Origin of the sequence: Pseudomonas frederiksbergensis (assembly GCF_001952935.1) — a bacterium.
Lineage (GTDB): Bacteria > Pseudomonadota > Gammaproteobacteria > Pseudomonadales > Pseudomonadaceae > Aquipseudomonas > Aquipseudomonas frederiksbergensis.
Window position 1 is genome coordinate 2,104,796 of record NZ_CP018319.1, and the last position, 14,699, is coordinate 2,119,494.

Annotated in this window: 12 protein-coding genes; 8 read left to right on the forward strand and 4 right to left on the reverse strand. The window is 61.6% G+C overall.

What is annotated here, in order from left to right:
* Nucleotides 1-116 precede the first annotated feature (116 nt).
* Complete coding sequence (locus PFAS1_RS09775) at nt 117-3,029, reverse strand: aminotransferase (RefSeq protein ID WP_076029023.1); 2,913 nt, start codon at nt 3,027-3,029, stop codon at nt 117-119.
* Between the two features lie 194 nt (nt 3,030-3,223).
* On the opposite strand from PFAS1_RS09775, the gene rfbC reads away from it, so the two are divergent.
* From rfbC to PFAS1_RS09795, 4 genes are all read left to right on the forward strand, one after another.
* On the forward strand, nt 3,224-3,769 hold the full coding sequence (rfbC, locus tag PFAS1_RS09780) for a dTDP-4-dehydrorhamnose 3,5-epimerase (RefSeq protein WP_076029024.1): 546 nt from the start codon (nt 3,224-3,226) through the stop codon (nt 3,767-3,769).
* 105 nt (nt 3,770-3,874) lie between these two features.
* Nucleotides 3,875-5,683 (forward strand): sensor histidine kinase, encoded by a 1,809-nt coding sequence (locus PFAS1_RS09785; RefSeq protein ID WP_074880443.1) that lies wholly within the window; start codon nt 3,875-3,877, stop codon nt 5,681-5,683.
* Nucleotides 5,680-7,071: a sigma-54-dependent transcriptional regulator gene (locus PFAS1_RS09790; protein WP_076029025.1), complete on the forward strand. Its 1,392-nt coding sequence runs from the start codon at nt 5,680-5,682 to the stop codon at nt 7,069-7,071. Before PFAS1_RS09785 ends, PFAS1_RS09790 begins: the two co-directional genes overlap by 4 nt.
* Nucleotides 7,072-7,111: 40 nt before the next feature.
* A complete protein-coding gene (locus tag PFAS1_RS09795; protein WP_076029026.1) occupies nt 7,112-7,567 on the forward strand; it encodes a YiiD C-terminal domain-containing protein in 456 nt (151 codons plus the stop codon).
* Between the two features lie 109 nt (nt 7,568-7,676).
* Here PFAS1_RS09795 and cysQ read toward each other — a convergent pair whose 3' ends face one another.
* On the reverse strand, nt 7,677-8,504 hold the full coding sequence (gene cysQ / locus PFAS1_RS09800; RefSeq protein ID WP_076029027.1) for a 3'(2'),5'-bisphosphate nucleotidase CysQ: 828 nt from the start codon (nt 8,502-8,504) through the stop codon (nt 7,677-7,679).
* Nucleotides 8,501-9,067, reverse strand: coding sequence for an ADP compounds hydrolase NudE (gene nudE / locus PFAS1_RS09805; RefSeq protein WP_008149334.1), 567 nt, complete (start codon nt 9,065-9,067; stop codon nt 8,501-8,503). Before nudE ends, cysQ begins: the two co-directional genes overlap by 4 nt.
* A gap of 90 nt (nt 9,068-9,157) precedes the next feature.
* On the opposite strand from nudE, the gene yrfG reads away from it, so the two are divergent.
* Nucleotides 9,158-9,820, forward strand: coding sequence for a GMP/IMP nucleotidase (gene yrfG / locus PFAS1_RS09810; RefSeq protein WP_076029028.1), 663 nt, complete (start codon nt 9,158-9,160; stop codon nt 9,818-9,820).
* A gap of 126 nt (nt 9,821-9,946) precedes the next feature.
* Here the strand turns inward: yrfG and lysM are convergent, their stop codons facing one another.
* Nucleotides 9,947-10,387, reverse strand: a complete 441-nt coding sequence (lysM, locus tag PFAS1_RS09815) for a peptidoglycan-binding protein LysM (protein ID WP_076029029.1) — start codon at nt 10,385-10,387, stop codon at nt 9,947-9,949.
* Nucleotides 10,388-10,523: 136 nt separating this feature from the next.
* On the opposite strand from lysM, the gene PFAS1_RS09820 reads away from it, so the two are divergent.
* The 3 genes from PFAS1_RS09820 (at nt 10,524) to PFAS1_RS09830 (ending at nt 14,690) form a co-directional block, all read left to right on the forward strand.
* Nucleotides 10,524-11,411 (forward strand): LysR family transcriptional regulator, encoded by an 888-nt coding sequence (locus tag PFAS1_RS09820; RefSeq protein WP_076029030.1) that lies wholly within the window; start codon nt 10,524-10,526, stop codon nt 11,409-11,411.
* Between the two features lie 94 nt (nt 11,412-11,505).
* A complete protein-coding gene (gene fdhD / locus PFAS1_RS09825; protein ID WP_076029031.1) occupies nt 11,506-12,345 on the forward strand; it encodes a formate dehydrogenase accessory sulfurtransferase FdhD in 840 nt (279 codons plus the stop codon).
* Nucleotides 12,342-14,690, forward strand: a complete 2,349-nt coding sequence (locus PFAS1_RS09830; protein WP_076029032.1) for an FdhF/YdeP family oxidoreductase — start codon at nt 12,342-12,344, stop codon at nt 14,688-14,690. The genes fdhD and PFAS1_RS09830 overlap by 4 nt, the downstream gene beginning before the upstream one ends.
* The last annotated feature ends 9 nt before the right edge of the window (nt 14,691-14,699 follow it).

A 14,699-nucleotide genomic window follows, 5' to 3' on the forward strand; every position in this document is an offset into this window, starting at 1 on the left:
AACTTAACACTATCCCTGTGGGAGCGGGCTTGCTCGCGAAAGCGTCGGATCAGTCAACATCGATGTTGATGAACGACCGCTTTCGCGAGCAAGCCCGCTCCCACAGGGATGTGTGTTTACAGACCTTCTGCGAGAACCTTCGACAGCATGTCCACGAAGAAATCCACGCTCTGACGCGAGGTCACCATAGGCGGTTTGATCTTGAGGACGTTCAGGTAATCGCCCGTCGGTTGCATGAAAATCCCCAGCTCGCGCAATCGATCACACAGCGCCGTGGTTTCTTCGGTTGCCGGTTCCAGGGTTTCGCGATTGCGGATCAACTCGACGCCCAGATAGAAGCCGGAACCATGCACCGCGCCCACCAGCGGATGAATATCGATCAGCGCTTCAAGCCGTTCCTTGAAATACCCGCCCACGACCTGAGCGTTTTCCCAGAGCTTTTCTTCCTCCATCACATCCAGCACCGCCATGCCGATCTGGCAGCTGACCGGGCTGCCGCCGGCCGACGAGAAGAAGTAACCCTCAGCCTCCAGCGCTTCGGCGATTTCCCGACGGGTGATCACTGCGCCCAGCGGCTGACCGTTACCCATGCCTTTGGCCATGGTGATGATGTCCGGCACCACGCCCTGCTCTTCGAAACCCCAGAAAAAGTTGCCCATGCGGCCATAACCGACCTGCACTTCATCGGCGATACAAACGCCGCCCTGAGCACGAACCAGCGCATAAACCTGTTTCAAATACCCTGGCGGCAACGAGATACCACCGGCATTGCCGTAAACCGGTTCGCAGATGAAACCGGCCAGTTGACGCTTCTGCTCGGCAATTTTCGCCAGGTTGTGTTCGACGCTGCGCACGTAGTCCGGGGCGCTATCCGGGCCACGGAACTCGCCGCGATAGGTGTTCGGCGCGGTGACCGGATGCACCCAGTCCGGACGGCTGCTCAAAGCCTTCGGGTTGTCGGCGATCGAGGTCGAGACCGCGTCCGCGCCCACTGTCCAGCCGTGATAGGCCTCCAGCACGCTGAGCATGTCGCGACCACCGCTGTAGGCCCAGGCCAGGCGGATTGCCAGGTCATTGGCCTCGCTGCCGCTGTTGACCAGGAATACCCGGTCCATGGAATCCGGCGACAGTTTCAGCAAACGTTCGGAGAACTCGGCCACCGCCGCGTAGTTGAACCGCGAGTTGGTATTGAGCAGCGACCACTGACGACTGGCGACCGCGGCCATGCGCGGATGACCGTGGCCAAGCACCGCGACGTTGTTGAGCATGTCGAGGTAGGAACGGCCTTGCATGTCGATCAGGTGATTGCGCCAGCCGCGTTCGATGCGCGGCGGGTCGACGTAATAGTGTTTCTGCGTGCGGGCGAAACTGGCGTCACGGCGCGCCAGCAAGGTCTGCGAATCGAGCTCCTCTTCGGCGTCACAGGCCAGTCCCAGCAGCATCGCCGGTGACGGGCACAACGCTTGCCAGGCCGCTGCGCGGGACGGCGTGCAAAACAACGGCGCCGTGAACGAAGCGCCGCGGCACAACTGCACGATCAACGGCCCGCTGACCGAACCCAGTACCTGGCCTTTGACCAGCGCAGCGCCCGTGTGCAGCGACGGCGTCACGCCCCATAGGCGCACGCTCAACTGCGGACCGTCCAGTTGCAGCACGCCCACCGCAGGCTGATGCACCACCCCGACAAACGGCGATTCGACCGCCGTGCCGTGGGGCACGCGCAATTCGACGTGCAATGGGCAGGTGTCCGGCTCAGTGGCGCAGTCCGGGCGGGTGCGGGACAAGCGATATTGCCCGTAACGACTGGCCGCCAGACCATGAGCCACGGCAGCTTCAGTCAGCAGACGCTGATCGATCCCCTCCTGCTCCCAGTTGCCGGCCTCGAAATGCGGACTGAGCACGCCCAAATCGATCAACGCAAACTCACGCCCCACCAGGCTCGGCAGCAGCGGCGCGAAACCTTCGCTGCCGATGCTTGGCAGGTTCTGGCCGACGGCGGTGAGGATCGCCGCTTCCATCAACGCCAACGGCACCGAGGTGGCGACGCGGAAAATTTCCCATTCGTGGCTGAGGTTGTCGCGGCTGTATTCGTTGCCCGGATCGATGCTGACCTGCTGTTCGCCGCTGAGCACCAACACCGCCGCGCGGGCGACGATCAGCGGCCAGAGCGCCAGTAGCTCTTCATGGGTGAGCGGATTGACCGCGTGATAGGCCTGAACCGCCGGCAAAATGTAGAACGGATCGCCATCAGCGTGGTGCAGCAGCGCCGCGCAGGTTACCGACAGATCAGTGATACGCCAGGTACGAACCAGGTCGCCGAAATCGATCACCCCCTGCAATTGCCACTGGCGTTGCGAATCTCGCTGCCACACCACGTTGTCGTCGGTGATATCCATGTGAATGGCCTGCACCGGCAACTTATCCACAAGCGGCTGCAAATGACGCTCGGCCTGTTCGGCCACATCGGCGATCAACCCGCGTTGCTGGTCGTCGTTGATGACCGGCAGCAAATGCGCGATCAGCGCGCTGGCGTGGCGGGCGTCCCATTGAAGCGTGCGCTCAAGGCCCGGATGGTCGAAACCGGCCAGCGCCAGGTCCATTTCACCGCAGAGCCGACCAAAACCGGCCACCACTGGACCGGGCAGATGATCCAGGTGCGTGAGCGACTGGCCTTCGATGTAATCGAGCAGACGCACATGCACCGCTTGGCCGCCGACTTCCAGAGTGAGAAGGTCTGCACCGTTTTTGGCGGGAATCACTCGTGGCACATGCACATCGGGGTGTTCACCTAAATGCTTGAGTCCGGCGTGCTGGGCGTGCAGCTCCTGCGCCGAGTAATCGCCACGGCAGATTTTCAGGACAAAACGCCCCTGGTCGCTGTCGACCCGATAGTTAAGATCCTGCTGGCTGCCAAGGGCCTGCAACCTTCCACTCAGGCCGAAATGTTCCTTCAGCAGCTCAAGCGCTTGCTCCGCAGACACTTGCGGGCTGGGCAAACTGGCGCGATGAATCAACGTGGCAAGTGGCATACAACGACCCCTGAAATATTATTAGGCGCCTATATCGCCACTGCTTTGGGTGATACGCAACCCCCCTCGCCAGCCTGCCCCCTTCCTGAGGCTCGGATCAGTGAATGAAATCAGCAAAGAAATCACTCCCCTCGCACCGGCCGCCACTTTGCGCAAGAATGTCGCCCATTAACGCCTATTGCTGGAGATACCCCATGAATGTAGTCACCACCGACCTGCCTGGCGTTCTGATCATCGAACCCAAGGTATTTGGTGACGAACGCGGTTTCTTCTATGAAAGCTTCAATGCCAGGGCTTTCAAAGAGGCGACTGGCCTGGAGACGAATTTCGTTCAGGACAACCATTCCCGCTCGCAAAAAGGCGTATTGCGCGGTCTGCATTACCAACTGGAAAACACCCAGGGCAAACTTGTTCGCGTCACAACGGGCGAAGTCCTCGACGTGGCGGTGGACATTCGCCGCAGTTCGCCACATTTCGGCAAATGGGTGGCCGTGCGTCTGTCTGCCACGAACCATCGTCAAATGTGGGTCCCGGAAGGCTTCGCCCATGGTTTTGTGGTGCTGAGCGAGTTCGCCGAATTCCTCTACAAAACCACCGACTATTACACCCCGTCCGCCGAACGCTGCATTCGCTGGGACGATCCGGACCTGGCCATTGATTGGCAATTGGACGAAGCACCGAAACTGTCCCATAAAGATCAGGCCGCCGCATTCTTCAAGGACGCTGACGTCTTTTCCTGAAACGCCGTCTGAATCTTCGCCGCGCAGCGTGCCCGACCCACGGCGCGCAGACTGCGCCCGCAAGCCTAGGCATAATGCGCCTGTACCCACAGGCGCTCGATGCTCATGACTCCGACCCTCCCCCGCAGACCCCGTTGGCGCAGCCTGGCCCTGCTCGCGCTGTGCCTGGCGCCATTGCTGTGGCCGCTGGAGCATCTGGCCGAGCGTTACTACCGCAGCGAACTGGCCGGGCAGAACCGTCAGACCCTCGACCTTTACGTCGCCAACCTGCTGGGCACCCTGCACCGCTATGAAGTGTTGCCGCAGATCCTCGGCGATCTGCCGGCCCTGCGAGCGGTCCTCGGTGCGCCCGACGATGGCGTCACCCAAGGCAACGCCAATCGCTTGCTGAAAAACATCAGCGCCCAGACCGGCGCCGAAGTCATGTACCTGATGGACACCACGGGCAAGACCCTGGCCGCGTCCAACTGGGACAAACACGACAGTTTCGTGGGGCGCAATTTTTCCTTTCGGCCGTACTTCAGCGAAGCCATGGCCGGGCGGCTCGGGCGTTTTTTCGGTTTGGGCACAACCTCGGCCAAACGCGGCTATTTCTTCGCCGCCGCCGTGCGTAGTGGCGAAAAAATCATCGGCGTGCTGGTGGTCAAGGTCGACCTGGACCACACCGAAAGCCTCTGGGGCAAAACCCCGGAACAACTGCTGGTGACCGACCATAACGGCGTGGTCATTCTCACGTCGCGGCCCGAGTGGCGATTCCGCTCAACCCGCCCGTTGGGCGAAGAAGAACGCAAGGCGATTACGGCGATTCAACCTTATCCGACCCGTGATCCCAAACCATTGCGGCTCAACCCCAACGCCTGGCTGACGCAAACCCAGCCCATAGCAGAAACCGGTTGGAACGTCAGCATCCTCGCCCCACGCACCTTGATCGATCGCCCGGTACGCACGGTCGTCGCCATCGGTGGCGCGGCGTTGCTGGTGTTGATGTTGCTGCTGGGGCTGATGATGCAGCGCCGTCGTCATTATCTTGATCGAATCGCTTTCGAAGCCAAGGCCCGTCGCGAGCTGGAAGGCCGGGTAGCCGAGCGGACCAGCGACCTCGAAGGCCTCAACCGTCGACTGAAACAGGAAGTGCTGGAACGCGAACACGCCCAGCAAGAACTGGTTCGCGCTCAGGATGATCTGGTGCAGGCCGGCAAACTGTCGGCCCTTGGCACCATGTCGGCGAGCATCAGCCACGAATTGAATCAACCGCTGGCGGCGATCCGCAGCTACGCAGAAAACGCCGAGGTGCTGCTCGATCATCAGCGCACCGACGAAGCGCGGGGCAACCTCAAGCTGATCAGCGACCTGACCGGGCGCATGGCGTCGATCATCGCCCACTTGCGCGCCTTCGCCCGGCGCGATCGCCACGCCCCGGAAAGCGTCGCCCTGCAACCGGCGCTGGACGATGCGCTGGCGCTGCTGGCCAAGCGTCGACGCAGCATGGAAGTCGAGCTGATCCGCGACTTGCCGGCCGCCACCCTGTGGGTCGAGGCCGGGGAAACCCGTCTGCGTCAGGTGCTCGGCAATCTGCTGGCCAACGCCTTGGACGCCCTGACGGAAAAAGGCCCGCCGCGTAAGCTCTGGTTGAGTGCCCAATCCACTGCCGACGGCGTCAACCTGTACATTCGCGACAATGGCCCCGGGTTCTGCCTGGAGGCACTTGGCCGCGCCAGCGAGCCCTTCTACACCACCAAGACCCGCACTCAGGGGCTCGGGCTAGGGCTGGCAATTTGCGAAACCCTGATGCGCGCCTTCGGCGGTGAACTGTCGTTCGCCAACCACAAGGAAGGCGGCGCCCTGATTACCCTGAAGCTGCGTGCAGGCGCGCCGGGTGTGAACCTGCAACCGTCCGAGGACCGAAGTGCATGACCATCGACAACCGCATCCAGGTCGTGCTGATCGACGACGATCCGCACCTGCGCCAAGCCCTGAGCCAGACCCTGGACCTCGCCGGTCTGAAAATCCTGCCGCTCGCTGAAGCCAAGGGCCTGGCCGCGCAACTGGAACGCGACTGGCCCGGCGTGGTGGTCAGTGACATCCGCATGCCGGGCATGGACGGTCTTGAACTGCTGACTGAACTGCATGCCCAGGACCCGGAACTGCCAGTGCTGTTGATCACCGGTCACGGCGATGTGCCGCTGGCGGTGCAGGCCATGCGCGCCGGGGCTTATGACTTTCTGGAAAAACCCTTTGCCAGCGACGCCCTGCTCGACAGCGTGCGCCGCGCCCTGGACCTGCGCCGGCTGGTGCTGGACAACCGCAGCCTGCGTCTGGCCCTGAGCGATCGCAATGCGCTGAGCGCCCGACTGGTCGGGCAATCGGCGCCGATGCTGCGCCTGCGCGAGCAGATTGGTGCATTGGCGGCGACCAAGGCCGATGTGCTGATCCTTGGCGAAACCGGCGCCGGCAAAGAAGTTGTCGCCCGCGCCTTGCACGATCTGTCGAGCCGTCGCAACGGTCCGTTCGTGGCGATCAATGCCGGCGCCCTGGCCGAGTCGGTGGTAGAAAGCGAGCTGTTCGGTCATGAGCCAGGCGCCTTTACCGGCGCGCAAAAGCGCCGCATCGGCAAGTTCGAGTTTGCCAATGGCGGCACGTTATTCCTCGATGAAATCGAAAGCATGAGCCTGGATGTGCAGGTGAAATTGCTGCGTTTGCTGCAAGAGCGGGTCGTCGAGCGCTTGGGCGGTAATCAGCTGATCCCGCTGGACATCCGCATCATCGCGGCGACCAAGGAAGACCTGCGTCAATCCGCCGATCAGGGCCGCTTCCGTGCCGACTTGTATTACCGCCTGAACGTTGCGCCGCTGCGTATTCCGCCGCTGCGCGAGCGCGGCGAAGATGCGCTGATGCTGTTCCAGTATTTCGCCGATGAAGCGAGCGCTCGCCACGGTCTGCCGCCCCACGAATTGCAACCGGGACAACGCGCCCTGCTGCTGCGCCACACCTGGCCGGGCAACGTGCGGGAATTGCAGAACGCGGCCGAACGCTTTGCCCTGGGCCTGGAACTGGCCCTGGACAATAGCGCCGCCGATGGCGCTGCTGGCATGACGGTCGAAGTGGTCAGCGGTGGTCTCAGCGAACAAGTGGAAAACTTCGAGAAGAGCTTGATCGCCGCCGAACTGGCGCGCTCTCACAGCTCGGTGCGCAGCCTCGCCGAAGCCCTCGGCATCCCACGCAAGACCTTGCACGACAAACTGCGCAAGCACGGGCTGAACTTCGCCGACGGTGGCAGCAGCCACACCGACGAACCCGATTGAGCTACCGTCAAATCATCATCTTCAGACAAGAGAACCGTGCATGAGCCGCGACAGCCGTCATCTGGAATCCGTCCTCCATCGCGACATTCCCCTGACGCGGGATATGGGCCTCAAAGTGCTCGATTGGCACGACCAGCAACTGCGCCTGCACTTGCCGCTGGAGGCTAACGTCAATCACAAAAGCACCATGTTCGGCGGCAGCCTGTATTGCGGTGCAGTGCTGGCCGGTTGGGGTTGGCTGCATTTGCGTTTGCATGAAGAGGGGGTTGAAGGCGGGCACATCGTGATTCAGGAAGGACAGATCAGCTATCCGCTGCCGGTGACCATGGACGCGACAGCGATTTGCCATGCGCCGAGTGCGGCGGTGTGGAAGAAGTTTTTGGCGATGTATCGGCGGTATGGACGGGCGCGGTTGACGCTGCATTCGCGGATCGTCAATGCCGACAGTGATGACGATGCGGTGAAGTTTACGGGGCAGTACGTGTTGCACCGCTAAAGCAAAAGATCGTTCCCACGCTCCGCGTGGGAATGCCTCTAGGGACGCTCCGCGTCCAGTGACGCGGAGCGTCACGGGCTGCATTCCCACGCGGAGCGTGGGAACGATCTTAACGGCGGGCGAGTTCCAGCAGTTTTTCGCGCCACGCAGCCTTGGCCGGCAGCGCCAGGAAAAACTCATTCAACAACGATTCCCGCGCCGGATAACTGAACGGCGCACCGCTCAAATCCAGCACCTCACCGCCAGCGCCTTCCAGCACGCCTTGCGCCGCCGCCGTGTCCCACTGCGAAGTCGGCGCCAACCGCGGATAACAATCCGCCGCCCCTTCCGCCAACAAACAGAACTTCAACGAGCTGCCGATGTTAGCCAATTGCAGCTCACCCAAACTGTCGCTCAACCCGGCCAGCAGGCGCTCCTGCTCAGGACTTGAATGCCGTCGACTGGCGACCACGGTAAACGCTTCACCCTCAGCAGGCACCTCGCGAACCTGAATCGGCGAAGGCGCCGCGTCTTTATCGCCACGCCACGCGCCCAGACCCGTCCCACCGACGTAGAAGCGCCCGTTGGTCGGCATCGACACCACGCCGAACACCACTCGCCCCTGCTCGATCAGCGCGATGTTGACGGTAAATTCTTCGCTGCCGGAGATGAACTCCTTGGTCCCGTCCAGCGGGTCCACCAGCCACCAACGCTGCCACCCGGCGCGCACGCTCTGGGGAATGTTGGCGTCTTCTTCGGACAGCACCGGGATGCTCGGGTCCAGCGCCGTCAGCCCGGCCAGGATCACATGATGAGCGGCCATGTCGGCGGCCGTGACCGGGGAATCGTCAGCCTTGGCGGTTACAGCCGTACCGATGCGCCAGAACGGTAGTATCGCTTCGCCAGCCTTCAGCGCCAGTTCAACAACAGGCGCCATCAACGGATGAGGGAAAATCATGGCTGGAATGCTCCACGCTGAGTCAGTAGATCACGGGCCAGATACAGCGCTGCCAATGCACGGCCCTCAGTGAATCGCGGGTTCTGGGCCAGGGCCGACAACTCACGCAGGTTGATTTTGTCCACGCCCATCGGCTCGGGCTCATCGCCTTCCAGGCTTTCTTCGTACAGATCAGTGGCCAACACCACCTGGATCTTCTGGCTCATGTAACCGGGCGACAGCGACAACTCAGTCAAATGCTCCAGTTGCCGCGCGCCGTACCCGGCCTCTTCCTTGAGCTCCCGCTCGGCCGCCGCCAGCACGTCCTCGCCCGGCTCGATCAAGCCTTTGGGCAAGGACAGCTCGTATTCATCGGTGCCGCCGCAATACTCTTCAACCAGCACGGCGTGGTCCGCATCCAGCATCGCCACGATCATCACCGCGCCATAACCGGCGCCCTTGCCGACCAGTCGCTCATACGTGCGCTCTACGCCATTGGAAAAGCGCAACTTCAGCTCTTCGACGCAAAACAAACGGCTGGTGGCGACGATCTCGCGGGCGAGGATGGTGGGTTTCTGGCGCATGAGCGGCTCCTTGGCGATAGCGCGTTACTATACCCGGCCTATCCTGATTGTTTACGTCGGATATCTTTTTTACCGCTGGAGAAGTTTTTTATGTCCCTGCTGCCCTGGCGCGACATCGACACCGTTCTGCTGGATATGGACGGCACGCTGCTGGACCTGCACTACGACAACCATTTCTGGATGGAACACCTGCCCCAGCGTTACGCCGAATTGCACGGGGTGAGCCGGGCCATGGCCGAGATGGAATTGCAGCCGTTGTTCGAACGCAACGCCGGCCAGTTGCAGTGGTATTGCCTGGATTTCTGGAGCGCCGAGCTCAAGTTGCCGGTGCGCGAACTGAAACTGGAAACCGCGCACCTGATTGCCTTGCGACCGGATGCGGACACCTTTCTGGCCGCGATCAAACAGGCGGGCAAGCGCGTGGTGCTGATCACCAATGCTCACCGCGATTCGCTGTCATTGAAACTGGAAAGAATTGAACTGGCGCCGTATTTCGAGCGGTTGATCAGCTCGCACGATTACGGTTTTGCCAAGGAGAACCCGCAATTCTGGGATGCCTTGCAGGCGGACATCGGCTTTGATCCGGCGCGCAGCCTGTTTATCGACGACACCTTGCCGATCCTGCGCAGTGCGCGGAATTTTGGGGTGGCGCATCTGTTGGCCGTGAGTGAGCCGGACAGCCGCAAAGGGCCGAAGGACACGGCCGAGTTTGCGGCGGTGGGGGATTATCGGGAGTTGATTGCAGGGCTTTGAGACCGAGGTGCCTGCTTCGCGAGCAAGCCCGCTCCCACAGGATCTATGTCGTTCGCATCCATCGTGGACGACACAGACCCTGTGGGAGCGGGCTTGCTCGCGAAGGCCATCACACGGCCTCGAGGCTTACTCAGGAATACGCAACGACTGCCCCGGATAGATCTTGTCCGGGTGAGACAGCATCGGCTTGTTGGCCTCGAAGATTTTGTTGTACTTGTTGGCATCGCCGTACTCAGCCTTGGCAATCGCGCTGAGGGTGTCGCCCTTTTTCACAGTGACGAACCGCGCCGCCTGAGCAACCGGGCCCTTTACGGTGATCTGGTCATCCACACTAGCGACACCGGCAATATTGCCCACCGCCAGCAGGATTTTTTCCTTCTCTTCCTGACTGGCGACTTCGCCGGTCAAGGTGACTTTGTCGCCATCCACCGTCGCCTGCACATTCGGGTTACCCAGGCCGACTTTGCTGATGTGTTCCTTCAATTGCTCGCTGGCATTGGCGTTGCCTGGCGTCAGCAGATCGATAAGTTTTTCGCCTGCTTCTTTCACAAAGCTAAAAATACTCATGGTGCGCTCTCCTTGGGTTTTGGGTTCCAGACGCAAAAGCCTAGCCCAAGGCCGTCACTTGCGGTTCCCACCCGACCAATGACGCCGCTTCCCAGCAAGCGCTAGAATCCAAGCCTTCCCGCGCCCTGGAGCGAAGATGGACATCAAACAACTTAAATTCCTCATCGCCCTCGACGAAACCCGGCATTTCGGCCAGGCCGCTGCGCGTTGTCACATCACCCAGCCGACCCTGTCCATGCGCCTGCGCAGCCTCGAAGAAGAACTCGAGTTGCCGCTGGTCAATCGCGGACAGCGCTTCGAAGGTTTTACCGCACCGGGTGAACGGGTGCTGGCGTGGGCCCGCACCGTGTTGGCGGCCTACGACGGCTTGCAGGCCGAGGCAGCGGCCTGTCGCGGCAATCTGGTCGGTACGTTGCGTCTGGGCGTGGTGCCGCTGTCGAGCTTCGATCCGCTGCCGCTGATGCAACGCTTGCACGCCGAACACCCGAACCTGCGCTTCGAGCTCTCGGCCCTGAGTTCCGAGCAGATCCTCGAACAACTGGCAAACAATCGCCTGGATCTGGGCGTTTCGTACCTGGAGCGACTGGACGGCGAACGCTTCGATTCCCTGGCATTCAGCGAAACCCGCATGGGCCTGCTCTACGATCAGCGCTTCTTCAGTTTCGGCGAGGCGCCGCTGAGCTGGGAATCGCTGATCGAACTGCCGCTGGGTATGCTTTCCAGCGGCATGCATTTTCGCCAGTCCATCGACCACAACTTCCACAGTCGCGGCCTCACCCCGCAACTGTTGCTGCAGACCGATGCCGTCCACCAATTGTTACAAGCGGTGCACGGTGGATTCTGCTGCGCCGTGATGCCAATGGACGGCGGCCTGGAAAAACTCACCGATCATTTGCGTCTGCACCCTATCGAAAATGCGCAAACCCTCGCCCGGCTGGGGCTGATCATGCGTCGCAGCGCCCCGCGGTCGGCGCTCGCGGAAGCCTGTTTCGCGATACTTCAGCAATCGCTGCCTAGCTCTTGATCGACGTCATCTATCGGTAGATCAGTATTAGCGATTAGACGCGACAAGTTGACGCGCCTAGGCTTAAGGCAGCCTAACCCTTCGGTGATACCTCATGAACGCCAAGCGCCCTGCCTGCGCGGCGCCAGCCCTCGAAACGCCAGCGCCCGCCGCAAGCCAGACCTACAGTTACTGCGACCTTCAAGACACGGAATCGGCCAGCACCGCGCTGGCTGAAGAAGTCGCGTTGGCGATCGCTTATAACGGCATCAGTCAGGCGGTCATGCTGGTGACGCCGACGGACCTTGAAGACTTCATCGTCGGCTTCAGCCTCGGCAGCGGCATCATCGAAGACGCCTGCGACATCTATGACCTGCAACTCAGCGGCTCGGGTTCAGCGCAATACGCGCAAGTGACCATCGCCAACCGCGCCTTCTGGAACCTCAAGCAACAGCGTCGGCAAATGGCTGGCACCAGCGGTTGCGGGCTCTGCGGCGTGGAAGCGGTGGAGCAGGCATTGCCTGATCTCAAGGTGTTGCCCGGCGCACCCTTGCCGCCCGCCGAATGGCTCGATGGCTTGCGTCAGCGCATCGGAGCATTCCAGCCTCTTGGCCAGTACTCCGGCGCGGTGCACGCCGCCGTGTTCATGGACAGTCAGGGCCAATTGCTGTTGGGTCGCGAAGACATCGGCCGACACAATGCCCTCGACAAACTGATTGGCGGACTGATCCGTCAGAAGATCCCGACCACCGGCGGGCTGGTGATTGTCACCAGTCGTTGCAGCCTCGAATTGATCCAAAAAGTGTTGCGCGCAGGTATCCAGACCCTGGTCAGCCTGTCGTCGCCCACGGGCCTTGCCGTGCAATGGGCCCGTCGCCACAACCTCAATCTCATCCACCTGCCGCAGAAAAATGCGCCGCGGGTCTACAGCCCCGCGACGGAGAACCCAGCGTGAGTCAACATCAACAAGCCGACCAGAAACCCGTTCCGCGTTACAAGCCCTACAAAGGCCCAGCCGGTGGCTGGGGCGCGCTGGCCAGCGTTGCCCGCGCCTGGTTGACCAGCGACAACGCGCTGAAAAACCTGCGCATGATGCTCAAAACCAACAAGAACGGCGGGTTCGACTGCCCCGGTTGTGCCTGGGGCGATTCCAAGGAAGCCGGCATGGTGGCGTTCTGCGAGAACGGCGCCAAAGCGGTGAACTGGGAAGCGACCAAGCGCCGTGTCGACGGCGCGTTCTTTGCCAAACACAGCGTCAGTTCATTGCTGGAACAGAGCGACTACTGGCTGGAATATCAGGGCCGTCTGACCGAGCCATTAAGCTATGACGCCGCAACCGATCGCTACAAGCCGATCAGCTGGGAAGCCGCGTTCTCCTTGATCGCCAAGCATTTGCAGGGCCTGTCGAGCCCGGATCAGGCCGAGTTCTACACCTCGGGCCGCGCCAGCAACGAAGCGGCGTACCTGTATCAATTGTTCGTGCGCGCCTATGGCACCAATAACTTCCCCGATTGCTCGAACATGTGCCACGAGGCCAGCGGTGTGGCCATGGCGCAAAGTGTCGGCGTCGGCAAAGGCACCGTCACCTTCGACGACTTCGAACACGCCGACGCGATTTTTGTCTGGGGTCAGAACCCTGGCACCAACCATCCACGGATGCTCGAACCGTTGCGCGAAGCGGTAAAACGCGGCGCTCAGGTGGTCTGCATCAACCCGCTGAAAGAGCGCGGCCTGGAACGCTTCCAGCACCCGCAACACGCGATCGAAATGCTCACCAACGGCGACAAGCCGACCAACACCGCGTACTTCCGTCCGGCATTGGGCGGCGACATGGCGATCATGCGCGGCATGGCCAAGTTCCTGCTGCAGTGGGAGCGTGACGCACAGAAGGCGGGTGAGCCTGCCGTTTTCGACCACGACTTCCTCAATGAACACAGTGTCAACGTGCTGGAATACCTGGGCACCGTCGACGACACCTCGTGGGAGCAGATCATCCAGCAATCCGGACTGACGCTGGTTGAAATCGAGCAAGCGGCGCGGATGTACGCCAAAGGCAAGAACGTGATCATGTGCTGGGCAATGGGCATCACCCAGCATCGCCATTCGGTGGCGACCATCCAGGAAATCGCCAACCTGATGCTGCTGCGCGGCAACATCGGCCGGCCCGGCGCCGGTCTGTGCCCGGTGCGCGGCCACAGTAACGTGCAGGGCGACCGGACCATGGGCATCAACGAGCGTCCGCCGGTGGCGTTCCTCGATTCCCTGGAGCGTCGCTTCAAGTTCAAGGTGCCGCGTGAAAACGGTCACAACGTGGTCGAGGCGATCCATGCCATGGCCGATGGCCGCGCGAAAATCTTTATCGGTCTGGGCGGCAACTTCGCCCAAGCCACCCCGGACAGCTCACGGACCTTCCAGGCCCTGAGCAACTGCGACCTCACCGTACAAATCAGCACCAAGCTCAACCGCAGCCATCTGGCCCACGGCAAAGAGGCGCTGATCCTGCCGTGCCTGGGCCGCACCGACATCGACATCCAGACCGAAGGCCCGCAAGCGGTGACCGTCGAAGACTCGTTCAGCATGGTTCACGCCTCCAACGGCCAGTTGCAGCCGCTGTCGAACCAGATGCGTTCGGAGCCGGCGATCATTGCCGGCATCGCTGCCGCGACCCTGGGCAGCCAACCGGTGGACTGGAACTGGCTGGTGGCCGATTACCGGCGCATCCGCGACCTGATTGCCGACACCGTGGTGGGCTTCAAGGACTTCAACGAAAAGATCCAGAACCCGGGCGGGTTCTACCTCGGCAACAGCGCCGGTGCTCGCCGCTGGAACACGGCGTCGGGGCGCGCCAATTTCCGTGCGAACGTCCTGCCCAAAGACCTGGTGCACGAACGCACTCGCGCTACCGGCGTATTGCCGGACCTGATCATGCAGTCGATGCGTTCTCACGATCAGTACAACACCACGATTTATGGGCTTGATGACCGCTATCGCGGCGTGAAAGGTCAGCGTGATGTGTTGTTCGTCAACGAAGCCGACATCATTCGGCTGGGGTTCAAGCCGGGGCAGAAGGCTGACATCGTTTCGATCTGGGATGACGGCCGCGTGCGTCGGGTGAAGGGCTTTACGCTGCTGGCGTTTGATATCCCTGCCGGGCAAGCCGCGGCTTATTACCCGGAAGTGAATCCGCTGGTGCCGCTGGAGAGCATTGGGGATGGCAGCCATACGCCAACGTCGAAGTTTGTGGCGATCCGGTTGGAAGCGGCGAGTGAGACTGGACTCATCATGGCCAAGTCGGCCTGACCCTGATCG

Coding starts and splice junctions, on each gene's coding strand:
- PFAS1_RS09775 (WP_076029023.1), bottom strand. CDS start 3,029: ATGCCACTTGCCACGTTGATTCATCGCGCCAGTTTGCCCAGCCCGCAA.
- rfbC (WP_076029024.1), top strand. CDS start 3,224: ATGAATGTAGTCACCACCGACCTGCCTGGCGTTCTGATCATCGAACCC.
- PFAS1_RS09785 (WP_074880443.1), top strand. CDS start 3,875: ATGACTCCGACCCTCCCCCGCAGACCCCGTTGGCGCAGCCTGGCCCTG.
- PFAS1_RS09790 (WP_076029025.1), top strand. CDS start 5,680: ATGACCATCGACAACCGCATCCAGGTCGTGCTGATCGACGACGATCCG.
- PFAS1_RS09795 (WP_076029026.1), top strand. CDS start 7,112: ATGAGCCGCGACAGCCGTCATCTGGAATCCGTCCTCCATCGCGACATT.
- cysQ (WP_076029027.1), bottom strand. CDS start 8,504: ATGATTTTCCCTCATCCGTTGATGGCGCCTGTTGTTGAACTGGCGCTG.
- nudE (WP_008149334.1), bottom strand. CDS start 9,067: ATGCGCCAGAAACCCACCATCCTCGCCCGCGAGATCGTCGCCACCAGC.
- yrfG (WP_076029028.1), top strand. CDS start 9,158: ATGTCCCTGCTGCCCTGGCGCGACATCGACACCGTTCTGCTGGATATG.
- lysM (WP_076029029.1), bottom strand. CDS start 10,387: ATGAGTATTTTTAGCTTTGTGAAAGAAGCAGGCGAAAAACTTATCGAT.
- PFAS1_RS09820 (WP_076029030.1), top strand. CDS start 10,524: ATGGACATCAAACAACTTAAATTCCTCATCGCCCTCGACGAAACCCGG.
- fdhD (WP_076029031.1), top strand. CDS start 11,506: ATGAACGCCAAGCGCCCTGCCTGCGCGGCGCCAGCCCTCGAAACGCCA.